Origin of the sequence: Mycobacterium sp., from assembly GCF_032159765.1 — a bacterium.
Taxonomy (GTDB): domain Bacteria; phylum Actinomycetota; class Actinomycetes; order Mycobacteriales; family Mycobacteriaceae; genus Mycobacterium.
Genome location: NZ_JAVHWM010000106.1, coordinates 25,038 through 47,725, shown reverse-complemented (window position 1 = coordinate 47,725; position 22,688 = coordinate 25,038). Strand labels below are relative to the sequence as shown.

The 22,688-nt window shown below is 64.8% G+C and carries 20 protein-coding genes and 2 pseudogenes; 15 read left to right on the top strand and 7 right to left on the bottom strand.

The window, feature by feature from the left end; genetic code table 11:
- Window positions 1-21 precede the first annotated feature (21 nt).
- Window positions 22-972, top strand: a complete 951-nt coding sequence (locus QOH60_RS11930) for a serine hydrolase (RefSeq protein WP_526420453.1) — start codon at window positions 22-24, stop codon at window positions 970-972.
- Here the strand turns inward: QOH60_RS11930 and QOH60_RS11925 are convergent.
- Window positions 969-2,672, bottom strand: coding sequence for a serine/threonine-protein kinase (locus QOH60_RS11925; protein WP_526420451.1), 1,704 nt, complete (start codon window positions 2,670-2,672; stop codon window positions 969-971). The genes QOH60_RS11930 and QOH60_RS11925 overlap by 4 nt on opposite strands.
- A gap of 204 nt (window positions 2,673-2,876) precedes the next feature.
- Here QOH60_RS11925 and QOH60_RS11920 point away from each other — a divergent pair, with 204 nt between their 5' ends.
- On the top strand, window positions 2,877-4,367 hold the full coding sequence (locus QOH60_RS11920; RefSeq protein WP_526420449.1) for a neutral zinc metallopeptidase: 1,491 nt from the start codon (window positions 2,877-2,879) through the stop codon (window positions 4,365-4,367).
- 34 nt (window positions 4,368-4,401) lie between these two features.
- Complete coding sequence (locus QOH60_RS11915; RefSeq protein WP_526420447.1) at window positions 4,402-5,169, top strand: DUF4333 domain-containing protein; 768 nt, start codon at window positions 4,402-4,404, stop codon at window positions 5,167-5,169.
- A gap of 28 nt (window positions 5,170-5,197) precedes the next feature.
- Here QOH60_RS11915 and QOH60_RS11910 read toward each other — a convergent pair whose 3' ends face one another.
- Entirely contained in the window at window positions 5,198-5,515 is a 318-nt protein-coding gene (locus tag QOH60_RS11910) for a hypothetical protein (protein ID WP_526420445.1), read from the bottom strand.
- A 248-nt stretch (window positions 5,516-5,763) separates the two neighbouring features.
- Complete coding sequence (locus tag QOH60_RS11905) at window positions 5,764-6,075, bottom strand: hypothetical protein (RefSeq protein WP_526420443.1); 312 nt, start codon at window positions 6,073-6,075, stop codon at window positions 5,764-5,766.
- Window positions 6,076-6,142: 67 nt separating this feature from the next.
- Here QOH60_RS11905 and QOH60_RS11900 point away from each other — a divergent pair, with 67 nt between their 5' ends.
- The 4 genes from QOH60_RS11900 to QOH60_RS11885 all read left to right on the top strand — a co-directional run bounded on the left by QOH60_RS11900 (window position 6,143) and on the right by QOH60_RS11885 (window position 10,349).
- Complete coding sequence (locus QOH60_RS11900; protein ID WP_526420441.1) at window positions 6,143-8,029, top strand: DUF4185 domain-containing protein; 1,887 nt, start codon at window positions 6,143-6,145, stop codon at window positions 8,027-8,029.
- Window positions 8,030-8,040: 11 nt separating this feature from the next.
- Window positions 8,041-8,541: a hypothetical protein gene (locus tag QOH60_RS11895; protein ID WP_526420439.1), complete on the top strand. Its 501-nt coding sequence runs from the start codon at window positions 8,041-8,043 to the stop codon at window positions 8,539-8,541.
- Window positions 8,542-8,557: 16 nt separating this feature from the next.
- Window positions 8,558-8,917, top strand: a complete 360-nt coding sequence (locus tag QOH60_RS11890) for a hypothetical protein (RefSeq protein ID WP_526420437.1) — start codon at window positions 8,558-8,560, stop codon at window positions 8,915-8,917.
- Between the two features lie 124 nt (window positions 8,918-9,041).
- Complete coding sequence (locus QOH60_RS11885; protein WP_526420435.1) at window positions 9,042-10,349, top strand: ammonium transporter; 1,308 nt, start codon at window positions 9,042-9,044, stop codon at window positions 10,347-10,349.
- A gap of 20 nt (window positions 10,350-10,369) precedes the next feature.
- Here QOH60_RS11885 and QOH60_RS11880 read toward each other — a convergent pair whose 3' ends face one another.
- Both QOH60_RS11880 and QOH60_RS11875 read right to left on the bottom strand, forming a co-directional pair.
- Window positions 10,370-11,326: an SDR family NAD(P)-dependent oxidoreductase gene (locus QOH60_RS11880; RefSeq protein WP_526420483.1), complete on the bottom strand. Its 957-nt coding sequence runs from the start codon at window positions 11,324-11,326 to the stop codon at window positions 10,370-10,372.
- An 11-nt stretch (window positions 11,327-11,337) separates the two neighbouring features.
- Window positions 11,338-12,558, bottom strand: a complete 1,221-nt coding sequence (locus tag QOH60_RS11875) for a cytochrome P450 (RefSeq protein ID WP_526420432.1) — start codon at window positions 12,556-12,558, stop codon at window positions 11,338-11,340.
- 91 nt (window positions 12,559-12,649) lie between these two features.
- Here QOH60_RS11875 and QOH60_RS11870 point away from each other — a divergent pair, with 91 nt between their 5' ends.
- Both QOH60_RS11870 and QOH60_RS11865 read left to right on the top strand, forming a co-directional pair.
- Complete coding sequence (locus QOH60_RS11870) at window positions 12,650-13,276, top strand: TetR/AcrR family transcriptional regulator (RefSeq protein WP_526420430.1); 627 nt, start codon at window positions 12,650-12,652, stop codon at window positions 13,274-13,276.
- Between the two features lie 86 nt (window positions 13,277-13,362).
- Window positions 13,363-14,379, top strand: coding sequence for an aldo/keto reductase (locus QOH60_RS11865; RefSeq protein WP_526420428.1), 1,017 nt, complete (start codon window positions 13,363-13,365; stop codon window positions 14,377-14,379).
- Between the two features lie 56 nt (window positions 14,380-14,435).
- Here QOH60_RS11865 and QOH60_RS11860 read toward each other — a convergent pair whose 3' ends face one another.
- Window positions 14,436-14,729 (bottom strand): nickel-binding protein, encoded by a 294-nt coding sequence (locus QOH60_RS11860; protein ID WP_526420426.1) that lies wholly within the window; start codon window positions 14,727-14,729, stop codon window positions 14,436-14,438.
- A gap of 162 nt (window positions 14,730-14,891) precedes the next feature.
- Between QOH60_RS11860 and QOH60_RS11855 the strand changes: the two are divergent.
- From QOH60_RS11855 to QOH60_RS11845, 3 genes and pseudogenes are all read left to right on the top strand, one after another.
- Window positions 14,892-15,617, top strand: a pseudogene (locus QOH60_RS11855) (AfsR/SARP family transcriptional regulator); the annotation flags it as partial.
- A 114-nt stretch (window positions 15,618-15,731) separates the two neighbouring features.
- A pseudogene (locus tag QOH60_RS11850) lies at window positions 15,732-16,052 on the top strand (methyltransferase domain-containing protein); the annotation flags it as partial.
- A gap of 123 nt (window positions 16,053-16,175) precedes the next feature.
- Complete coding sequence (locus QOH60_RS11845) at window positions 16,176-16,748, top strand: DJ-1/PfpI family protein (protein ID WP_526420424.1); 573 nt, start codon at window positions 16,176-16,178, stop codon at window positions 16,746-16,748.
- A gap of 50 nt (window positions 16,749-16,798) precedes the next feature.
- On the opposite strand, the gene QOH60_RS11840 is transcribed toward QOH60_RS11845, so the two are convergent.
- Window positions 16,799-17,191 carry a DUF4189 domain-containing protein gene (locus QOH60_RS11840; protein WP_526420422.1) on the bottom strand — a complete coding sequence of 131 codons (393 nt, stop codon included), beginning with the start codon at window positions 17,189-17,191 and terminating at the stop codon, window positions 16,799-16,801.
- A 360-nt stretch (window positions 17,192-17,551) separates the two neighbouring features.
- Here QOH60_RS11840 and QOH60_RS11835 point away from each other — a divergent pair, with 360 nt between their 5' ends.
- From QOH60_RS11835 to QOH60_RS11825, 3 genes are all read left to right on the top strand, one after another.
- Window positions 17,552-18,688: a BTAD domain-containing putative transcriptional regulator gene (locus QOH60_RS11835; RefSeq protein WP_526420420.1), complete on the top strand. Its 1,137-nt coding sequence runs from the start codon at window positions 17,552-17,554 to the stop codon at window positions 18,686-18,688.
- Window positions 18,689-18,803: 115 nt separating this feature from the next.
- A complete protein-coding gene (locus tag QOH60_RS11830) occupies window positions 18,804-20,639 on the top strand; it encodes a serine/threonine-protein kinase (protein ID WP_526420418.1) in 1,836 nt (611 codons plus the stop codon).
- A 35-nt stretch (window positions 20,640-20,674) separates the two neighbouring features.
- A complete protein-coding gene (locus QOH60_RS11825; RefSeq protein WP_526420416.1) occupies window positions 20,675-22,561 on the top strand; it encodes a serine/threonine-protein kinase in 1,887 nt (628 codons plus the stop codon).
- Window positions 22,562-22,688: the final 127 nt, after the last annotated feature.

The following is a 22,688-nucleotide window of genomic DNA, read 5'->3' as shown; positions in this document are numbered from 1 at the left end:
TCTCCCGACATCCCGAAACGCGTGTCTAGGCACGCCGCGCCCGAGGCCCAGCGATGGCGGGACCGCACCTGGCTAGTGCGGACGATCGTCGGCGTCGTGATCGTGTTGTCGGTCGCGTCGATCGTCGGCGGCGTGATCAGCCTCAATCGTCACGATGCGAAGACTGCGGTCCGCGCCGCGGAGACAAGCACGCAGACGAGCGCATTGGCCACTCCGCCCGCCACGTTGTCGGCGAGCACGGAACCACAGCCGACGCCGATCGTTCCGGCGGCACTCGAGTCGGAATTCGAGGAGCTTGAGAAGTCTCTCGACGCGAAGGTCGGGCTCGTGGTCACCGGCGTCGGTGCGGGCGGACGCTCTGTGCCGCTTGGGAACTGGGAGACTGGGGCGGCGTGGTCGACCATCAAGGTCGCCCTGGCGCTCGCGGTCTTGCGCGAGCAAGGGGATGTCACCGGTCCGATGCGCGCCGCGATCATCAACTCCGACAACGATGCTGCCGAATCGCTATGGGAGAGTCTGGGCCCCCCGGAGACGGCGGCAGCCAAAGTCGGGGACGTGCTTCGCGGCTACGGCGACCCGACGATCGTCGAATCGCAAAGAACCTATCCGCCATTCAGTGCGTTCGGCCAGACGGACTGGTCGCTGCACAACGCCGCGACGTTCGTCGCCAGCGCGGTGTGCGACGGACGAAACGACCCGATCTTTGACCTGATGCGACAGATCGCACCGGACCAACAGTGGGGGCTGGGAACACTTCCGGACACCCAGTACAAGGGTGGGTGGGGACCATCGAGGTCGGGTGGTTATCTGGTGCGCCAAATCGGGGTGCTCGAAACCCCTGGCGGGCGCGTCGCGGTCGCGATGGCGGCGCAGCCGGCGTCTGGCTCATTCGCCGAGGGAACCAGTGACCTCAACAAAATCGCCCGCTGGCTGAACGACCACACGGACGCGTTGCCGTTCAGCCAGTGCTAGTAGAGATAGACCTTCGCCTCGACACCGCCGACGCAGGTGATCCAGTCGGGCGACTCGTTGGCTGAGCACAGCATGAGGAAGTTCCGGCGATTGGCCGGATCGCATCGCGCGCCATCGGCTTCTCTCTGCGTGCACGAGACGGCCCCAGGCGCCGACACTTCTCGAAGTGAAGGCGCCGTGGGTCCCATCCTCAAATAGGCGTCGAGGACGTTGGCAGCGAAGGTGCACGACGTCGTGTTAGATCCCCGACCGGCATGGCTCACCCACGCGGTACTGCTGTAATTCGGATAGTTCAGTCCACAGGTCGTGTTGTTGGTGTCGGGTCCATCCAGCAGCGGAGGCGGCACACGCGGTTTCGTCGTCGTCGGTGTCGGCGGTGTGAACGACCGCGTCGAGTTGCCCGAAGACCCGTTCTGCGAACTCTTCTGCGATGACTTACTGGAACCGTTTGCTTGCGACGTGGAGTCCGACTTGTCGCGGTCGAGAAGCAGCCACACACCGACGCCGATCCCTGCCAGAAGCAACACCACCGCGAGGATGACCATCGCGCGGCCCACGCCGCTGCTCCCCGGGGGCGGCCCCTGCGGAGGCATTCCCATCGGCGGACCCATGGGTGGACCGGGCGGCCATGGCGGCGGCTCGGCGGCCGGCCCATAGCCCGGCTGCCCCTGCGGCGGGTACATCGGCGGAGCCGCTGAGCCCCAGGGCTGCTCGGTGAATTCCGCAGGATAGGAGCCCGTCGGCGGATACGCCTGCGGGCCTGAGTGCCCCAGCGAGCTCGGGCGCAGCATCTCAGTTTGGGCCATCTCCGGGCCGGGCTCGCCGAGTATCGGCAAGGCCACTTGGGCGGTGATGTTCGGGCCCGTGCCGGTGGACCGGCCCCCCTGAAGCGCTCTTTCCGCGGCGCGGCCCAATGCGCCCGCAGATCCGTACCGGTCGTCGGGCTCCTTGGCCATCCCGCGGGCGATGACTTCGTCGAACGACGCAGGGACACGGGAATTCACAGCGCTCGGCTGCGGCGGTGGCAGCGAAAGGTGAGCTGCGATCTCCTGCTGCGTCGTGTTGGTCGGAAATGGAGTTTCCCCGGTGAGGGCCTCGTGGAGCACGCAGGTCAGTGAGTAAACATCGACAGCCGGTGTCTCCGGAGAATTGCTGAACCGCTCCGGCGCCATGTATGCGAGGGATCCGACGCGAAACCCGTCCGAAGTGAATCGTGAGTCGCCTTTGCCCTCCGCGATACCGAAGTCGACCAGATAGGCGAAGTCTGCGGGGGTGACGATGATGTTCGCGGGCTTGACATCGCGGTGTATCAGACCTTCAGCGTGGGCTGCATCAAGTGCAGAGGCGATCTGGTTGATGACGGCGACCGCACGCTCGGGAGCGAGCGGGCCTTGCGCGATCATCTGCTGCAGATCTGCCCCCTGAACCAAGCGCATGTCGATGTAGAACTCGCCGTTGATCTCTCCCCAATCGTGAATGGGGATGACATGTGGCTCTTGAAGTTTGGCGGCGGCGTGCGATTCCCGCTGAAAACGGTTGAGGAACTCCTGGTCTTGGGAAAACTGATCGGCGAGCACCTTCAGAGCGACAGACCGGTCCTTGGTCGTGTCGTAGGCCTCGTATACGTGGCCCATGCCGCCCTTTCCGAGCAGGGCCACGATCCTGTATTTGCCGAACATCGTGCCGACGCGCGAGTCCACCCAGCCACCTTCGTCTTGAGCGAGTACTGAAGCAGTATCCGCTGCGGGGTGCAATTTTGCGGACCGTTTCGACCGGCCGAGCACCCCAGCGCCGGCCGGCGGCATGCGTTCGCGCAGCTCCACGGAAGCATCACCGAATCGCCCCTATTCTGGATTAGTTGGTTGCGGTGAGGATGCCGCACTGAGTCGAGACGAGGTTGGCGCATGCAGCACCGACGCGTCGGCCGACGTCACGTGGGGGGTGGCGGCCGGTCCATCCGTTGCGGCATCGCCGCCGTGTGCTTGGCGCTGCTGATCGTCGGCTGCGGCAACTCCACCGTGATCGGGGGCCGTGCCCTGTCGATGGCATACGACCCGTACCGGGCAGGCGGACTGCCCGCCGCGGACGGTCCGAGTGGGGTACGCCCTAATGCGCCCCGGGTGACCGGCACAGTCAGCAACACCGACAACGGCCCCATCGACCAGCTCGCCCAGTTGGGGATCAACGACATCGAAGACTTCTGGGGCAAGAAGTTCCCAGAAGCTTTCCACGCCAAGTTCAAGCCGGTTTCCAAACTGATCTCCTACGACTCCGAGAGCCGCAGTGGTCCATCTGTGTGCGGGGGCCAGTCGTATGGCCGGGTAAACGCGAGCTATTGCATCAACGACGATGTAATGGCTTGGGACCGCGGGGTTTTGATGCCTGTCGTGAAGGAGTACTTCGAGGACATGGCCGTGATCGCCGTACTCGCCCACGAGTACGGCCACGCGGTGCAGTGGTCGGCGAAGCTAGTCAACAAGCGGACTCCCACCGTGGTGGACGAACAACAGGCTGATTGCTTCGCGGGCGTTTACCTGCGGTGGGTGGCAGAAGGAAAGTCACCACGTTTCGCCCTGAGTACGGGCGACGGGCTCAACTATGTTCTTGCCGGGGTGGTGGCCTCGCGCGACCCGGTCTTGACGCCGGACGATTCCGACCTTCTCGAAGAGGGCCACGGCACCGCTCTGGACCGCGTGGGCGCGTTCCAAATCGGCTTCGACGAGGGTGCGGAGCGGTGCGCCAAGATCGACATGAACGACATCAAGACCCGCCGCGGCGACCTGCCGATGTCATTGCAGGTCGACTCTCAGGGCAGGGTGCAGTCCGGCGATGTCCCGATCACCGCCGACCTGTTGTCCGAGGTGATGAAGGCCATGGACCGCATCTTCGCTCCGGCTAACCCGCCGACCTTGACGATGGATCCGGCCCAGTGCGCAGACGCCCGTGCCAGCGACCCCGTCTCGTACTGCCCGTCCACGAACACCATCAGCGCGAACCTGCCTGCGTTGCAAGAGTTGGGCAGGGCCGCCAACGAAGTCGAGGACGAGGTATTGGTGAAGGGAGACAACTCGGCGATCTCGCTGCTGATGTCTCGATACACGTTGGCCGTTCAGCGTGAGAGAAACGTTGCACTGACCTCGGGGAGCGCTGCGCTGCGCACTGCATGCCTCACGGCGGTGGCGCAGCGCAAGTTGGCTGATTCCAACGGTTCGGGCCAAAGCTCATTGACGCCATCGGCCGGTGACGTCGATGAGGCGGTATCAGGGTTGCTCACCAACGGCCTGGTGGCCAGCGATGTCAACGGCGAAACGGTGCCTGCCGGCTTCACCAGGATCCTTGCCTACCGGCTGGGCCTTTCAGGAGAGGCCGACGCATGCTTCGTCAGATTCGCCTGAGCACCGCGATGGTCACCTGCACGGTTGAGGCGCCGTGAGCGAGCCTGTGAACTCAGATCAGAGGGCCTGGGCGCCCCCGGGGGCGGCCTCCCAAGGCCGGTCCGGTGACCAGACGATCGAGGCCCCAGCCCGGTACCAGCAACAGCGCCGGCCGTTGCCTCCCCGAACCGGCACACCACCGCGGCGCCAACCGCCGAGGACGCCCGCACCGGCGTACCAACCGCCGACCGCGCCTGCACCGGCGTACCAACCGCCGACGACGCCCGCACCGACGGCGTACCAGCAGCGTCCGCCGCAACTGCAACGACCGATTTATCAGCAGCGACTGCAATACCCGCAACCGGGACCTGCCCCGTATCACTCGTACCGCGTGCCGTATCACCAGGCGCTGTACTACCCCCCGGTGCTGCAATATCCTTCCGCCCCAACGCAATATGCGTCTGGGGCCAAGGGGCGCAGTCAAAGCAACCGCTCGACGGTCGTCCTGCTCGTTGGCGGTGGAGTGGTCGCCGTGCTCATTGCCGTGGCGCTGGGGTTGGGATTGGCAAAGTTCGTGCATTCCAACGGAAATCAGCTCGATGTCCACCAGGTCGAGGATGGGGTGAGGAAAATCCTCACCGAATCCGGGTATGGCTATGGCGTCGAGAACGTCGGGGCCATCACGTGCAACAACGGGACGAATCCACACGCGGCAACGGGCGAGGGTTTCACGTGCAACGTGGTGGTCGACGGCGCCAATCGCCGCGTGGCAGTGGTGGTTGTCGACGACCAGGGAAGCTACGAGGTAGACCGTCCGAGGTGAGTTCGCGCGGCCAAGTCACTCGTGGCCATTACCGGACGTAGATCAAGTTCCACGTTTCCAAGCGGGGATCCCAGACCATCCTGAGGCCCAGGGCGTCGGCCCACGGCGGGGCCGGTGGTGGAGGGGGTGCCCACGCCGGCGCCCACGACTGAGCGTAGGACGGGGCGGCCTGATACCACGCCGGCGCCGCCGGCGGCGGGTCACACATGACGGTCTGGGGATTCCACGTCCGACCGTCAGGGCATTCCTCTGCGCTACTGACTGCGGGAGTCGCGATCATCATGGCGGCAGCCGGTGCCAGTGCGACAGCGACCGGGGCTGCCAGCCGGCGAAGTAGCATCCTCATCGCGAAGCTCCTCTCCGCTGGCACCGACTCGTAGGGCGCCAGTTTATGCCGTGCGGCAATGCAATTTCTCTGTCTATCAATACACGGTCGATTTGAGAATAAGTGTCGCCGACATTTTTCATTTTGCCCATACGGTGAGATTTCATCGGACACAATGCGAAGTGGTGCGCGCGTCGCGTTTGTGCGCGTCCGAAGTGAACCACCAGGGTTGCCGCGGGGTCTATGCCCGTTGGTGGGTTGGGGGGTGGTCACGTAACCCGTAGACGGTCGGTCGTGTGCAGGGGAGTGAATGCAGTGGGTGCGGCAGCGTGGGTAGGCAGGGTCGGTGCATTGGCCGTCGCGTTGGGCGTCGGCGTCGCGGTGACGACGGGGGTGTCGTGGGCCGATCCCGCTGGCGCGGGACCCTCCGGCCCGGACGCCAATTCGGCCAATTCGGCTGACACGCCATCATCGGACAAGACGTCGTCGGAAAAGAATTCGAGTCCGTCGGCGCCGGAGGCGGCCAGTCCGAAAGATTCCTCTCCGTCGGTCCAGACCGGACCGGCGCCGAGCACTGGCACGCCAGTCTCCGGTACCAAGTCCACCTCAACAGGGCCGGATGTCGGGACGGCAGGAACCGGTGCAGTGGTGAGCACCGGAGGCGCGCAGCTCAGCACGAAGACCGGCGACACCGGGTCGCCGCCCGCGCTGCCCGTCGCCCAGCTCCCGAACTTGCCGCTGAAGACATCGCACACCGACGTCGATCCGTCGTCGCCCACGCACGAGAAGCTGCCCGAAATCAAGAAGCGTCAGCCGCTGACGGCACCGGCCAAACCGGCGCTCGAATCCGGTGACGCGGTAAGCACCTTGTCGCCGAGCCTGAAAGCAGCGGACCGCCAGATCACCGCCGCCGTGCTCCGTCCGACCGCATTGGCCGGGCTCACACCGACTGCGTCGACGAAGTCCGCCCTGAGCGAAGCAGACGCGGTGCCGACGGCGGCCGTGGCCGAACGTGCCGCCCTGGCGTCGCCCGTGACGCTGACGCCCGCGTCGGTGACACCGACAGTTGGCGTGCCTGGCATCGTGACCACGGTGCTGTCGGCGTTGGGCCTTGCGCCGCTTGCCACCAACAGCCCGGTAGCACCGGCTCAGTCGACGGGGCTGTGGGCGTTGTTGGCCTGGGTGCGCAGGGAATCCGAACAGGGTTTCGCCAACCTGTTCAAGCCGGCGGCGACAGGGAACTCAGCGCTACCGACCGAAACGGTCAGCGAAACATCCGGCGCAGTCACGCTGGCGGCAGCGGCTCCCGCCGCCCTCGCAGCTGCTGCCGCGTCGCCCGGCTTCCCGGTACCGGGTGCCCAGTTGAGCCCGTCGACAACGTTCGTCAACTGGGTGACCGGAAACTACCCGGTGAACAACACGATGGACCGGTTCGGCATCTCCGGCACCGACGTCGGGATCATCTGGGACAACGGCATTAAGGACAATCCGAACACACCCGTGAACGAGCACCAGGTGCTCATCGCTTTCGGTGACACCTTCGGCAATCACGCGGTCCCGGGCGAGGAATGGCGCAGCAACACACTGTTCCGAAGCTCGGATATGGTTCTCTCCGATGGCATCTCGGTGGCTAACGGGGTGTTCGTCGGAACCGGACCGGAGAGCAGCAATGTGTTCGGCGGCTCGCCGCTGGATAGGACGCAGTGGCTTCAGTTCGGTCGGCCGTTCTCGAAGAACCTGCTCGTCAACCCCAACCTGGGATCGGCTGTCACGCTGATTCCCACGGCGGCCATCTCGGTGCCGACCCCTGGAACACCCTATGGTGCAACGCAATACATGAGCTTCATGGCCGTTCAGCAATGGGGAAGCGCAGGGCAGTGGACCACGAGCTACTCGGCGCTCGCGTCATCGATCGACAACGGAGAGTCGTGGCAGGTCGCGCCGCAGACGGTGCGCTACAACCAGTGGGGTACCGGGAATCAGAACTTCCAGCAGATGGCTTTCGTCCGACCTGGTGACGGCTACGTGTATGCCTATGGCACGCCGAATGGGCGGCAGGGCTCTGCGTACGTCGCACGAGTCCCTGAGGCCTCCGTGCTGGACCTCTCGAAATACGATTACTGGAGCGCCGGGTCGCAGGGCTTCTTCGGGTTCGGAGCCACGCCCGCAGGGTGGGTGAAGAACAATCCGGCGGCCGCTTCGCCCGTCATGCCGCCTGCGGGTGCCTGCCCAGGCGCGGGGGCCGGCAACACTGTCAGCGAGATGTCGGTCCAGTACAACGCCTATCTCAAGAAGTACGTCGCCGTGTACACCGACCAAAACAACAGCGTGGTGATGCGGACGTCCAGCTCGCCGCAGGGCACCTGGTCGGATGCCAAGGTGCTTCTGTCACAGCAACAGGGCGGTATCTACGCGCCGATGCTGCATCCGTGGTCGCCGTCGACGTTGGGCACAGGAAGCGACCTGTACTGGAACCTGTCACTGTCGTCGGAGTACAACGTGATGCTGATGAAGACCGACCTCAGCAAGGTGTAGACAGAGATCAGATGAAGGCGAAGTTGGCGCTCGTCGCCGCACTGGTCGCGCTGGCGAGTGTCTGCTCTCCACCTGTTCTCGCGTGGGCGGATCTTGCGGTGCCGCAGGCGGATACGCCGTGTCCGTCGGCCTTGGCCGATGCCATGACGTCGCTACCGGATGCCAAGGTGCCTCTGGTGTGCGCCGCGCAGCCGAGCGGGGGCTACGAGTGGAAGACCGTCACGACGCCGTATCCCGTCAGCGACCGGTGGCTGAGCTACGGACCCGAACTGAAGCTGCACGGCGAGGGACTGCGGGACGGCCGTATCAAATCAGGGGATTGGGTTGCGACCCCGCAGGATGCCGACGCGGTATGCCGCGCAGAGCAGATCGCTGTGGTCGACGCCGGAGTTGTGGGTCCCCCGCAGATCGACGCTGGCGCCAAAGGCAAGCCGCTGGTGTTTCGGATTGTGCCGCAACTGTTCTCGATACAGATGACTGGCTATTGCCTGTGGACGAAGGTGGCCGGGTAGGCCCGAAGGAGGAGCAATGGCGGAAGCCGGCCTGTGGGTGGTCTGGGGAGTCCCGGCGCGCGGCCGCGAGCGGGAGGCTCTGCAGCTGCTCAGGGACACGATGCATCAATACCTGGAGGGCCTGCGCCGCGACGGGCGGATCGAGCGCTTCGACGTCGCAGTCCTCAAGCCGCAAATTACGGACCTTGGTGGGTTCATCCTGATCCAGGGCACGCGGCGGCAGATCGAGCAGCTTCGTGGTGACGACGATTTCCAGATCTGGGCGAACCAGGTCCAGATGGTGGCCGACAAGATGGGCCTCATCGACGCATGGGTCGATCAGGGGCTGTCGCACGCATTCGGTCTCTACGAGGAAGCGATCAGACGGCAGAGCTGACTCAGAAGAGCGTGAGGTTTCGGCAACGCCGCCGAAACACGAAACATGCCGGAAATATGTTCGTCGCGCAGCTGAAACGTGCCACCGACATCCTCGTCGGGATCATCGAAGGAGCTGAGTCGCCATGATCGATGCCGCCGCCACCGCGTGGCTGCTTGCCAGCACCGCCCTTGTTCTGCTGATGACCCCGGGGCTCGCCATCTTCTACGGCGGCATGGTCCGCGCCACCGGCGTCCTCAACATGATCATGATGAGCCTCATCTCGATCCCGCTGGTCACGATTGCCTGGCTGTTGATCGGCTACACGCTGGCATTCTCTGAGGACGGCGGCGGGGGACTCATCGGGAACCTCGCCCACATCGGGATGCTGGGTATCGACCCGGGCACCGCCCACGGCAGGGTCCCCGAGCTGCTTTTCGCCACCTTCCAACTCGGGTTCGCGATCGTGACCGCGGCGTTGGTCAGCGGTGCGATCGCGGACCGGGCCAAATTCGCTGCCTGGTTGATTTTCGTCCCGGTGTGGACGATTGCGGTGTATGCGGTTGTGGCGCACTGGGTCTGGGGCCGAGGCGGCTGGCTGTCGAAACTCGGGGTGCTGGACTACGCGGGCGGCCTTGTCGTCGAGATCGTCTCAGGTATGTCGGCATTTGCGCTGGCGCTGGTGTTGGGCCCACGCATCGGCTTCGGAAAGGAAGCCATGCGCCCGCACAATCTGCCGTTCGTGCTGCTCGGTGTCGGATTACTGTGGTTCGGCTGGTTCGGGTTCAACGCCGGATCGGCACTTGCTGCCGACGGAATGGCGGCCGCGGTATTCCTGAACACTCTCGTCGCCGGGTGCCTCGGCATGCTGGGCTGGCTCACGGTGGAGCGGATCCGCGACGGCAAGCCGACGACATTCGGCGCGGCATCGGGTGTCGTGGCAGGGCTTGTCGCGATCACGCCGTCGTGTGGGACCGTGAATACTCTCGGCGCCGCGGTCGTCGGACTGGCGGCTGGTGTCGTCTGTTCGTTCGCCGTCGGGGCGAAGTTCCGGTTCGGCTACGACGACTCGCTGGACGTGGTCGGTGTGCACTTCGTGGGCGGGATCGTCGGCGTGCTGTTGATCGGGTTGCTCGCCACCCAAGTCATGACCGGTGGGGCCAATGGATTGTTCTATCATGGCGGCTTCGGGCAGCTGGGTAAGCAGGCGCTGGCGGCAATAGTCGTGGGCGCGTATGCCTTTGGGGTGTCGTATGTAATCGCCAAGGTGATCAACATGGTGGTTGGCTTCCGGGTCAGCGCGGACGACGAGACGGCCGGCATCGACTTCACCCAGCATGCCGAGACCGCCTACGCCGAGGGTGTGCACGGGCATCAGCCGCTGCGCCGGCCCGTGCCCTTCGGTGATCTCGGTGCCACGCGTCCCCGGCCCGGGGCTTCTGAAGAAGGCTGAGCCGCTGGCGGAACGACACTCTAGTCGCTTTGGCTCGCAAGGATCGTCGAGAACAGCTCGCCCATCTCGTCGGCGGTCCCGCCAGGCACGGTGTAGCCGGCTTCGTCGCGGATCTCGTCGAGATGATCACGCACATCCTCGACCGACAGCGCAGGGTTGTAGAAGCCCTTCGTCCTACCGATGAACAACCGTGCGACGTGTCCAGCGCCGACGGTGTAGATCTCACCGGAGACGGGGCAGTCTCGATGCGTGAGGAAGGCGACGACGGGAGCGACGAGCGCCGGGTCGAGCTTCTTGAGGTAGGTATTCATGAGGTCGTCGAGCACCGCTTTCGCGGCCGGGTCGTCCTGGGCGCCGGCGCCGTCGATCGAGTGAGACAACATGCGTGTCAGGGCAATTGGCGCGACAGCGTTGACCTTGATGTTGTGCGCGGCTCCTTCGGCGGCCAGCACGCGCGTCATGCCGATCAGCCCGGTCTTGGCCGAGCCGTAATTACTCATGTTCTCATTGCCGAGGATTCCGGCGGCCGACGAGGTGTTCAGGATGCGGCCATACCCGTTCTCCTGCATCACTTTCCACGCTGGCCGCGTCACGTGGAACGCACCTTTCAGGTGCACATCCAGCAGCTGGTCGAGCCGGGCGGCGGTCATGTCCTCGAAAGGGGCGTCGCCGACGATGCCCGCGTTGTTGACCACGATGTCCACGCGCCCCCACGCGTTAAGTGCGGTGTCGACGATCGCCTGGCCGCCCTCTGGGGTGGTCACGCTATGGCAGTCGGCGACGGCCTCGCCGCCTCGGTCGCGGATCTCGTCTGCGACGATGTTCGCCGCGTCGTCACTCGAGCCGTCCCCGGTCACCGATCCACCGATGTCGTTGACCACGACACGTGCGCCCCTCGACGCGAGAAGCAAGGCGTGCTCCCTGCCGAGGCCGCCGCCTGCGCCGGTGACGACGGCGACCTGTCCGTCGAATCGCATTGTCATCGACGTCACCAGCTGACCGGCAGCTCTTGCATGCCGTAGATGCCCGATGCGTCTTTGAATTTCATCTGCTCAGGTGCAACGCCCAATTCAAGGCCGGGCAGCCGCCGCGCCAGTGTGGAAAAAGCGACCTGCATCTCCACGCGGGCGAGGTTTTGCCCGATGCACTGGTGTACGCCATAGCCGAAGCCCAAGTGCCCGCGGACGTTTCGGGTCGCGTCGAACGCTTCAGGACAGTCGACGAACTGCGGGTCCCAGTTTCCGGCCGGGAGATTCATCAGGAAGAAATCGCCGGCGTTGATCGACTCGCCGGCGAACGTCATGTCCTCGGTGGCTACGCGATCCACTTGGCTGTGCACAATCGAGAGATAGCGCATCAGCTCTTCAACGAGGTTGGCGATCTCAGCACGGTCCTCGGTTCGCCCGAGCCGCTCGTAAACCTCCCGATGCTCCAGCAGCGCAACGGTTCCCAGCGCGATCATATTGGCCGTCGTCTCGTGACCAGCCTGCATCATGATCACGGCCGTCATCGCCGCGGTTGCCTTGTTGAGCTGTCCCGTCGCAACGTATTCGGTGACGAGGTGACTGATCAGATCGTCACCGGGTTCGTGCTCTTTGCGATCCACCAGTTCGACGATGTAGAGATACATCGCACCGAAGGCGTTCGCCTTCACGTCGTCGGGAGACCTCTGGTCGAGTCCGACTGACGTGTGGTACTGGAACAGCGCGAGATCTTCGGACGGAACGCCGAGCATAAGCGAGATCACTAGCGAGGGCACCGGGAGCGCGTAATCGCGTACGAGGTCGGCGGGCGACCCGTTCGCGATCATGCGGTCGAGGTGATCGTCGACGAGCTTTTGAATCTGTGGCCGCGCAGCTTCGGCGCGCCGGAACGTGAACCTGCTCGTCAGCATCCGTCGCAGTCGGTGATGTTCGGGATCGTCGACTCGTGCGAACATCACCGGAATGTTGTCATCGGTGCCCTTCGGCGTGACCGTGTCGGGAATGGTCTCGGCGCTGAGTCGCGGATCGACCAGCGCGGCCCTGATGTCCTGGTAGCGGCTCACTATCCAGGTCGGCTTGCCCTGGTACATCGCTCGGCGAAGACCTGGCTCGTCGCGCCAGCCTGCGAATTCAGCGGGCGGCTTCAGCGGGCAATGCGCTGCGCGCGGAGCCGGGATGACGGGAAGGTCGGTTTCGGAGCTGGGATCGGAAGTTGTTGGTATCACCAGAGTTTCCAATTAAGTGTCAGATGTCTGCCAGTTGCCACGAGCCTAGAGGCGACAGGAGTGGCAGTCAACTGTCGTTTAGACTGTGACGATGACTGCGGTCGCTGACCGGCCGTTGCGGGCCGATGCCGCGCGCAACGCCGAGCGCATTCTGCGTGCCGCGCGTGAGGTGTACGGCGAGGTGGGGCCCGAAGCATCTATCGAGGCCATCGCCCGGCGCGCAGGTGTGGGCGAACGCACGCTGTATCGCAGGTTTCCGACGAAGGCTGATCTGGTCCGGGCTGCCCTGGATCAGAGCATCGCCGAGGATCTGCTGCCCGCGATCGAGCACGCGCGTCGCGCCAAGGACCCGCTGCGTGGCGTCGTCGAACTCATCGAGGCGGCCCTCTCGCTCGCGGTCCGCGAACACCACCTCCTGACCGCGGCGCGCAAGGCGGGTTCGCTCACGTGGGATATCTCTGCCCCGTTGGATGAAGCGCTGAATGATCTAGTCCGGCGCGGCCAGCAGGCGGGTCTCGTTCGCGCCGACTTGGTCGACGACGACCTCCCTCGCCTCATTGCGATGCTGCACAGCGTGCTGTTCACGATGGAGACGACCGGTGACGGCTGGCGTCGGTACCTGGCACTGATCCTCGACGCGATCTCGACCGGCGACCGGCAGTCACTTCCTCCGGCGGTACCTCTGGAGTTCGCGCCGGCATCAAGCACCTGGATGTGAATTACCCCGAATCCCGGATCGGGGCATAGCCACGGCGGTGCGCCGGTTGTTACGAAGCGTTGGTCATATACGACAAGGAGAACAACATGGCGACTGCGGTTCCCGCGGTAGACCTTGGTGACGGCCTTAACGTCAGCGCGATCGGGTACGGCGCGATGTCGCTCGCGCCCGTGTACGGCGACGTTGACGACGCTAATTCGCTTGCGCTACTCAATCATTGCCTCGACGTCGGCGTCACCTTCATCGACACCGCGAACGTGTACGGCGCAGGAAACAGTGAGCGGCTGATCGGCCAGATATTGAAGAATCGGCGTGATGAGGTGAAGCTGGCGACGAAATTTGGCATCGTCGGCAATCCCGCAGACCGCAGTGCGGGGCAGCGGCCCTCAGCCCGCGGGGACGCCGCCTTCGTGCACCAATGCGTCGACGAGAGCCTGGAGCGGCTGAACACCGACGTCATCGACTTGTACTACATGCATCGCCGCGACGTGAACGTGCCGATCGAGGAGACCGTTGGCGCAATGGCGGAATTGGTGGCAGCCGGTAAGGTGCGTCACCTCGGTCTGTCCGAGGTGACTGCCGACGAGCTTCGGGCCGCGGTTGCGGTGCACCCGATCGCCGCTGTGCAGAGCGAGTGGTCGATCTGGAGCCGTGACGTCGAGCGCAAGGTCGTGCCCGCCGCCGCGGAACTGGGCGTGGGCTTCGTTCCGTATTCGCCGCTCGGGCGCGGTTTCTTGACGGGAACGGTCCGCTCTGCAACCGACCTGTCGTCGAAAGACTTCCGCCGTCACATGCCGCGATTTGGCGAGGGAGCACTGGAGGCAAACCTCGCGGTGGTCGACGTCGTCACATCGGTGGCCGACGAGCAGGGCGCCACGCCTGCACAAGTCGCGCTGGCGTGGTTGCGTCAGCGGGGCGAGCAGCTTGGCGTCTCGACCGCGCCGATCCCGGGGACGCGGCGAGCTGAAAGGGTGGACGAGAACGTCGGCTCCTTGTCCGTCACGCTCACGTCCGAGCAGATCAGCGCGCTCGACGCGGCCGGCGGCGCCGTGTCGGGCGGACGCACCGCGGACCTTAGCTGGGTGTCGGCCGGTAGGGAGTAGGAACGTCGGCCTGCCGCCTCGGGCGGCGGCAGGCCGCGTGCCGGCTGTCGTCGCGGCTACGTGATCGCTGCTGTGCGCGAGTCGGCAGTGTGCGGGCCGAATTCGTTGGCCACGACCTTGATGCTGTTGGCCGGGAATCCGCCGCGGTGCGCGTGTTCGCGGATCGCTTCCTCGTTTTCGGCCTCGTGCACGCAGTAGATCTTGTCTCCAGCGACGTAGCTGGTGATCCACCGGTACGGCACGTCCAGGGATTGTACGACGTCGTTCGATTTCGCCGCAATCTCTGCCAGCTCGGCCCCGCTCAGTTCAGTTGCTCCCGGGATTTCCCGTTCGATCACGTAACGCTTCATCTGGCACTCCTGTCGGGTTGTCGGTCCGCGACGCGTGTGTCGCGGCTGGGGGCAACACTGCGCGGCGTGGGTTCCGCGATCCTGACGTGATTGTGAAATGCGCACCTCAGGACCGTTTTGGCGGCCTTCTGAGGGCAATTGCCGGACGCTGACCGGTTCCTGATGAAACCCTGTATACCGATGACGGTCGAGTTTCGGTTACTGGGCGAGATCGAGGCGTTCGCGGACGGGAGGCGTCTCGATATCGGCCACGCGCGTCAGCGGTGCGTCCTGGCCTGTCTGCTAGTCGACGTCAACAGCGCGGTCTCGGCGGATCAGCTCATCAATCGGGTATGGGCAGACGAGCCGCCGCTCCGCGCACGGAATGCGTTGGCCGCATATATTTCTCGGCTGCGACAGACGCTGGGCGGCGCCCTCGGACCCGAGATCGAGCGAAGATCAACGGGCTACCTGCTGAGCGCGGGCACGCAGTCAATCGACCTATTCATGTTCCGGGACTTGGCTTCCCAAGCGCGCGCGGCCCCCGAGCCGGCTGCGGCCGCGGCGCTGTTCGATAAGGCACTCGCTCAGTGGCACGGCGAGGCGGTTTCGACATTGGATACGCCGTGGGCAAGCGATCTGCGTTGTTCTCTTGATGCCGAACGATTTTCGGTGACCCTGGACCGGAACGACGCCGCGCTGGCCGCGGGTCGTCATGCCGAACTGCTTGGCGACTTGACAGGGACCCTGCAGACGCATCCTCTCGACGAGCGGGTGGCTGGACAGGTGATGCTGGCTCTCTACCGAAGTGGGCGTCAGGCCGAAGCGTTGGACGTGTACCGGCTGATGCGCGAGAGGCTGGTGGAGGAACTCGGCGTCGATCCGAATCCAGCGCTTCAAGCCGTTTACCAGCAGATCCTCGGCGGCGATTCGACGTATCCCGTCTCGCAATCAGCACCGCACCCGGTTGCGGCCGCCGCACCCCTTTCGGCAGTCGTCGACCCAACCAGAAGGAGAATCGAGATGACCACCGCAGAAGTCGCCCGCGAACTCAAGGCCAAGCACCGCGCCCTGTGGGCCTCGGGGGACTACCCGGCCGTGGCCGCTGAACTCATCGCAGAACTCGGCCCGGAGCTGGTCCGCGCCTGCGGAATTCGCGCAGGGGACCAGGTGCTCGATGTCGCCGCCGGCTCGGGCAATGCAGCAATTCCCGCAGCGGCCGAGGGCGCCATTGTCACCGCGAGCGATCTGACGCCGGAATTGTTCGATGCCGGGCGCAGCATCGCCGCCGAGCACGGCGTCACCTTGGAATGGGTGGAGGCTGATGCGGAGGCAATGCCATTCGCGGGCACTGAGCCCGGGCGCACCGCCTATCCGGCCGAATATCTTCTGGTTACGGCCGTCAAGCGATAGTCGCGAGTCCCGATCCTCTAGCCGCGGGCGGCGAGAACAAGGGAGGATTCGCTGATGCAGCGAATCGAGATCCTGATGTTCAACGGGTTTGACGAGCTGGACGTCGTCGCGCCCTTCGAGATCTTCGTCTCGACGGGGTTCGACGTCGAACTCGTCACACTGCAACAATGCACCAAAGTTGTTGGTTCGCATGGCCTGAACGTGATTCCGAGCGGACAGCTCGGGGCTCGCCCGGACCTGCTCGTCGTGCCCGGTGGCGGGTGGGCGGCGAAATCGCCCGTGGGCGCGCGGGCGGAAGTGAGCAGCGGGCTGATCCCGGCCGCGATCGCCGAGCGATACGCAGCAGGCAGCACGGTGGCGGGAGTCTGCACGGGGGCAATGCTGTTGGCGGCCAGTGGAATACTCGCCGGGAGACCGGCAGTGACGCATCGCTCGGCGATCGACGATCTCCGTCGCCTAGGGGTCGATGTCCGGCCCGAAGCGCGCGTCGTCGATGACGGCGATGTGCTCACTTCTGGAGGCGTCACGTCGGGGATCGACCTGGCGCTTCACATCGTTTCGCGAGAACGTGGCCAAGAAGCGGCACGGGCAGAGGCGGCCCGCATCGAGCTTCCTGGCGCCCACTGAGCCGACCGCCGCTTCCATCGTCTGGGCGCGGCGGCCGACTGTGGGCTCGGTCAGCTCGCGCAGCGAGACACGGCGATGACCCCGCCCCCGTTGCGCTGCAGCGCTTCCTGTTCGGCCGCCTGCAGAGTAGGGCCGTGCCACCCGTAGTAGTTCTCGCCCTTGACGGCCAGCGCCGCACACGAGTTTTGGGCCCAAGTCACTGTAACGCAATGACTGCCACCCGCTTTCGAACATTCGGTCAGTGCCCGGACGTGTGCGGCGTCCAGGGTCGGCTGATTGCGGCCGTAGCCGTAGGCGTAAGTCACTGGCGAATATGCAATGGCTACGTACTTGCTCGCGGCGGCGGCAGGCGGCGCGGTGGCCAAGCCGCCAGCCGCCAGGGCACCCGCCACCACCAGCATGACGGAAGCCGTCAATGAGCGAGCGGTCGTATGGGTATTCATTGATTTCTCCTGGCTGGTTGGTGTTCCGCGGCGTGTGCCGCGTGACGCCCCAACAGTCCCGCGCGGGATTTCGGAGAACGTGACGCGATCGTGAAATACTCTGCTGGCAACGATGTTTGCGCGATCTGTGCCCGTAGGATCCGGCCATGGCAATGAGCGATGGCGCCGATCCGCACCTCGTGTTCGACAGCGTCACGTCGCCGACTAGCGTGATGTGGTGGTGTTGAGAACGGATGTGCGATCGGAGAACGATGGTGAGGCGACACCGAGGTTGCCCCGATCGCCACGGAAATGGGTCTGGCGGCGTCACAATAGAACGCGGCATAACCTGATCACCTGCTGACTCGGGAGGCGAAGAGGATGGGGGAAACCAGCCTCAGGTTTGGTGTCCTGGGGCCGCTGCTGGTGACTGTCGACGGCGCGCCCGTGCCGTTGGGCACGCCCAAGCAGCGGGCTGTGCTGGCCATGTTGATCCTCAACCGGAACCGCCCGGTGGGGACGGATTCCCTCATCAACGCCGTGTGGGGCGAATCGCCCGTACCGGCGGCACGGACCAGCCTTCACTCGTATGTGTCCAACCTCCGTCGCTTGCTCGGCGAGGCGGGCGTCGACACCCGCCAGGTGTTGGTCAGTGCTCCCCCCGGCTACCAGCTCACCACCGTTGATTCGGACTGCGATCTGGGCCGCTTCGTCGCCGACAAGTCCGAGGGACTTCAGGCCGCGGTCGCGGGCAAATTCGACAAGGCGAGCAGTCATTTGGCTGCGGCGCTCGGCCAGTGGCGCGGAGAGGTTCTCGCTGATTTGCGCGACTTTCCGTTCGTCGGCCCATTCGCGACCGCGGTGAACGAGGACAAGGTGTGGGTGCACACTGCCTGGGCGGAAGCCGAAATCGCGTGCGGACGCGCTTACGCCGTCATCGGCGAGCTTGAGGCGCTGACCGCCGAACACCCCTACCGCGAGCCCCTGTGGGCGCAGTTGATCACCGCCTATTACGTCACCGAACGCCAGTCAGACGCCCTTGACGCTTATCGGCGGCTCAAGACCACGCTGGCCGACGACCTCGGCATCGATCCCGGCCCGACAATCAACACGCTGTACGAGCGGATCCTGCGCCAGGAGCCGCTGGACACGAAAAAGGCTGCCCAGAACACAGCAGTGGCTCGCACCATCACCTCGCTGAGAGAACGCTCAACCATTGACGGACAACTTGCCGTCGCGGGGCTGCGGGATTCTGCCGGAAAGGTTCACTGGCTGCGCGCCGCGGCGACTCGGATCGGACGAGATTCCGACAACGAGATCGTGATCGACGATGCTTATGTCAGCCGCCACCATGCCGCGATCGTGGACACCGGAGCCAGTTTGGTCATCATCGATCTCCGTTCGGCCAACGGCGTCGAGGTCGGTGGCCAACGCATTCACACCAACGCGAACCTCGCCAACGGAGACCAGATCCGGATTGGCGACCACGAGTTCACCTTCGAGTCCGATCCGCGCTGAGAAGGGTTGTGCCACAACAATACTAATGTTCAGCGGGTAGCTCGGAGAAGTCGACGCCGCCCCAAGTCGCTCCGTTAACGTAACTTACGGGACGGTTGGCCGTTATCGTGAGCTGGTGGAGGGCACGCCCTTTGGTCGTTACCGGCTGATCGAATTGTTGGGCCGGGGCGGGATGGGCGAAGTGTGGCGCGCCTACGACACCGAAATCGATCGCGTGGTGGCGATCAAAATGCTGCTCCCGCACTTCGCCCAAGATCCCGATTACGAACGAAGGTTTCGCCGCGAAGCCCGTGCCGCTGCCCGACTGGACGATCCGCATGTCGTGCCGATCCATGACGTCGGAGAGATCGACGGTCGCCTCTATGTCGCGATGCAGCTGATCAACGGCCGGGACCTGCAGTCAGTATTGAGGGCCGGACCGTTGGAGCCCGACCGTGCGGTGCACATCGTCGAGCAGATCGCATCGGCACTCAACAGCGCGCACCACATCGGGCTTGTGCACCGCGACGTCAAACCGTCCAACATCCTGGTGACCCACAACGACTTCGCGTACCTCATCGACTTCGGGATCGCCCGCGCCGCCGACGACACCGGCTTGACCTCGGCCGGCGCCGCCATCGGCACGTGGGCTTATATGGCCCCCGAACGGTTCAGCGCCACCGACATCGAACCCAGCTCTGACGTCTACGCCCTGGCCTGCGTGCTCTACGAGTGCCTGACCTGTCAAACACCCTTCCCGGGTTCGGCCCTCGAACAGATCGCGGTGGGTCACATGGTTACCCCGCCGCCCAAACCTTCCGAGCAGCGCGACACCATCCCCGCCGCGTTGGATGAGGTGATCGCCACCGGCCTCGCCAAGAAGCCCGCAGAGCGGTATCCCACCGCGGTCGAGATGGCCGCAGCCGCACGACAAGCCCTCACCGGCACCACCGGCCAACCCGCTGCCATGCCATCGGAACCGCTGAGCGAGACCAGACCACGCCCATCCGAATCGAAGGTTCCCGCCAAGACGGCGCCGCGGCGGCGTCGGCCGGTTCTCATCGCTGCCCTGGTGGTCGTTGCCTTGCTGATCGCCGGTGGTGTCGTGGCCGCAGTGAGGCTCATGCACGACAACCCGGCCGCGGGTGGGTCATCAGCCAGTGGTGCCCCGTTCACCGGGACCTTTAAGGCCGATTTCGGCCCACCGACCGCGATGAACGGCAAGCCAACCGGAGATGCGGCGCCGCAGGCGATGACGTGGGGGGTGCGATCGGCGTGCCATCTCAACAGCTGCTTGGCGACCGCGACACGCCGGAGCCCGGAAGGCATTATGACTCTTGCGAATCTGGTGTTCGACAACGTCGGCGGTCGATGGGTGGCTGCGGGCGTGGCCACCGACCAATGCCGAGGCGCCCCGGTTGAAGTCTGGCAGACGTTCACACTTGAACCGCGCCCTGACGGCACGCTCGCCGGCCAGTTCACCGCGACCAGCCGCGAAGGCTGCTCAGGAAAGCGAACGCTGACCTTCACTCGTACCGGAGATGTCGACCTCAATACCCTTCCCGACCCGGCCACCCTGACGGCGCGGGTGGTATCGCCAGCCGAAGCGCTTCACGGCCGTTATCACGAGGTGACGGCCTACGCGGACGGGCATCCAAAAGACGAGTACGACCTGGCCGTCACCACCTATTGTCTGCGCACCGGCGATCGATGCATGAGCTACTTCACCTCGGCTTCCATCTCCCAGCCGCTGGTGTTCAGCGATGGGCAGTGGACGTGGAGCGCCGAAGGTGACGACACATGCGCGGGCACCGACCTGGACACGCACATCACTCAGTCCGCGGAGTACCTGCTGCCTGATCCAGTCCAGGATCCGATCGCGCTGCTCACCGGCAAGGGACGCTGGGAGCAGACGGGAACGTGCTCAATGAAGACCGACATCGTCCAAACATTCACCCGCACCGGCGATTAGCCCCGCTCGGTGGGAGCCGACGTTATCGTGGGTTGGTGGAGGGTACGCCCTTTGGTCGTTACCGGCTGATCGAGTTGCTCGGTCGTGGCGGGATGGGCGAGGTGTGGCGCGCCTACGACTCCGCCATCGATCGGGTGGTGGCGTTGAAGATGTTGCTGCCGCATTTCGCGCAGGACCCGGCTTACGAGAAGCGGTTCCGGCGTGAGGCCCGCGCGGCCGCGCGTTTGGACGATCCGCATGTGGTGCCCATCCATGACGTCGGCGAGATCGATGGCCGGCTGTATGTAACGATGCGGCTGATCGACGGCGTGGATCTGCAGACTTTGCTGGATGCAGGCCCGTTGGAAGCCGACCGGGCGGTGTCGATCATCGAGCAGGTGGCCTCGGCGTTGAACAACGCACATCAGAGCGGACTCGTTCACCGCGATGTCAAGCCGTCCAATATCTTGTTGGGGCACAACGATTTCGCGTATCTCATCGATTTCGGCATCGCGCGTGCTGCCGATGACACCGGGTTGACGTCGGAAGGGGCGGCGATCGGGACGTGGGCCTACATGGCTCCTGAACGGTTCAGCACCGGTGAATCAGAACCCAGCGGGGACATCTACGCATTGGCGTGCGTGCTCTATCAGTGTCTGACCGGTGAGCCGCCGTTCCCGGGCTCCGCGTTGGAGCAGATCGCGGTGGGCCATATGGTCACGCCACCGCCCAAGCCGTCCGAAAGCCGCGACACTGTTCCAGAAGCGCTGGACGATGTCGTCTCCACCGGCCTGGCCAAACAACCCACCGACCGCTATCCGAGCTCGGTCGCGATGGCCGCCGCTGCGCGACAGGCAATCACGGATCCGTCGATCGCACGCAAAGTAGCCCCGACCGACCCCACTCTGGCCAAGCCTCAGCCCGCCTCCAGTGCTGTATTAGCAACGTCGGCAACGCAATCCGAGGCACCCGAGGTTTCTACTGCACCAACGACGCCAGTTCAGGTTCCGTTATGGCGTCGCCGTCCGGGTATCTTGGTCGTTGCCTTCGTAGCCGTCGCGCTGCTGGTCGCCGGTGGCGTCTTCGCCGGTATCAGGCTCACGAATAAGAACCCGGCCGCCAGCGCGCCAACCCCGGCGGTTCCCCCACTCGCCGGGACCTACACGGCCGACTACGGCGCGCCCACCAACATGAATGGCAAACCGATGCCGGGCCAGATCTCGACGTCAGCTTCTTGGGCGGTGCGCTCGTCCTGTGGCGCCGCCGGGTGCGTTGCCACGGCGTCACGCGTCAGCGGCGGAGGGATGGCCGTGACGAAATTGGATTTCGACCAGATCGACGGCCGCTGGGTGGCTGTGGGTCTCGGCTCAGAACAGTGCCGAAACGTCTCTGTCGAGGTCTGGAACGTCATCACGCTGCAACCACATCCCGACGGCTCCTTGACCGGCGAATACAGCGCGCTGAGCAGCAACGGCTGCTCAGCGCAGGGAACCGTGACCTTCAGCCGCACCGGAAACGTCGACGCCAGCAGTGCTCCGGACCCAGCCACGCTGTCACCCCGGGTGGCGTCACCGGCCGAGACGCTTCACGGCCGCTACCACCTGACGCGGACGTACATGAACGGCCAAGGACAAGATCAGTTCGACTATGCGGTCACTACCGACTGTTTGCGCACTGGCGACCGGTGCATGAGCTTCTTCCACTCACCTTCGGATTCGCGGCCATTGGTGTTCGGCAACGGAAAGTGGCTCTACGACATGCAGATTGACGCGCAGTGTCCCGCCGGCGGCCCCACGCATCTGACATCCACCGCCGAATATCCGCTGCCGCAACCACCGCAGAATCCGATCTCGGTGCTCACCGGGCACGGGCACCAGGAGCAGACCGGGTCGTGCGCGGTCGTCGAGGACATCGAAGATACTTTTACGCGCACCGGCGATTGACGTGCGGCGCCGTGGTGTTGCCGTGCTCGCACGGTGCTGAAATCCTGACAGGAATTCCTACGAACGGCAGTCAAACTGGCACGGTGCCGCCGCCCATCGGCCCTCCGACACCTGCGCCCCGGCTCCG

Excerpts from the sequence above, each read along its gene's own strand:
- QOH60_RS11920 (WP_526420449.1), top strand. The coding sequence starts at position 2,877 with ATGCAGCACCGACGCGTCGGCCGACGTCACGTGGGGGGTGGCGGCCGG.
- QOH60_RS11910 (WP_526420445.1), bottom strand. The coding sequence starts at position 5,515 with ATGAGGATGCTACTTCGCCGGCTGGCAGCCCCGGTCGCTGTCGCACTG.
- QOH60_RS11895 (WP_526420439.1), top strand. The coding sequence starts at position 8,041 with ATGAAGGCGAAGTTGGCGCTCGTCGCCGCACTGGTCGCGCTGGCGAGT.
- QOH60_RS11890 (WP_526420437.1), top strand. The coding sequence starts at position 8,558 with ATGGCGGAAGCCGGCCTGTGGGTGGTCTGGGGAGTCCCGGCGCGCGGC.
- QOH60_RS11885 (WP_526420435.1), top strand. The coding sequence starts at position 9,042 with ATGATCGATGCCGCCGCCACCGCGTGGCTGCTTGCCAGCACCGCCCTT.
- QOH60_RS11880 (WP_526420483.1), bottom strand. The coding sequence starts at position 11,326 with ATGCGATTCGACGGACAGGTCGCCGTCGTCACCGGCGCAGGCGGCGGC.
- QOH60_RS11870 (WP_526420430.1), top strand. The coding sequence starts at position 12,650 with ATGACTGCGGTCGCTGACCGGCCGTTGCGGGCCGATGCCGCGCGCAAC.
- QOH60_RS11865 (WP_526420428.1), top strand. The coding sequence starts at position 13,363 with ATGGCGACTGCGGTTCCCGCGGTAGACCTTGGTGACGGCCTTAACGTC.
- QOH60_RS11860 (WP_526420426.1), bottom strand. The coding sequence starts at position 14,729 with ATGAAGCGTTACGTGATCGAACGGGAAATCCCGGGAGCAACTGAACTG.
- QOH60_RS11845 (WP_526420424.1), top strand. The coding sequence starts at position 16,176 with ATGCAGCGAATCGAGATCCTGATGTTCAACGGGTTTGACGAGCTGGAC.
- QOH60_RS11840 (WP_526420422.1), bottom strand. The coding sequence starts at position 17,191 with ATGAATACCCATACGACCGCTCGCTCATTGACGGCTTCCGTCATGCTG.
- QOH60_RS11835 (WP_526420420.1), top strand. The coding sequence starts at position 17,552 with ATGGGGGAAACCAGCCTCAGGTTTGGTGTCCTGGGGCCGCTGCTGGTG.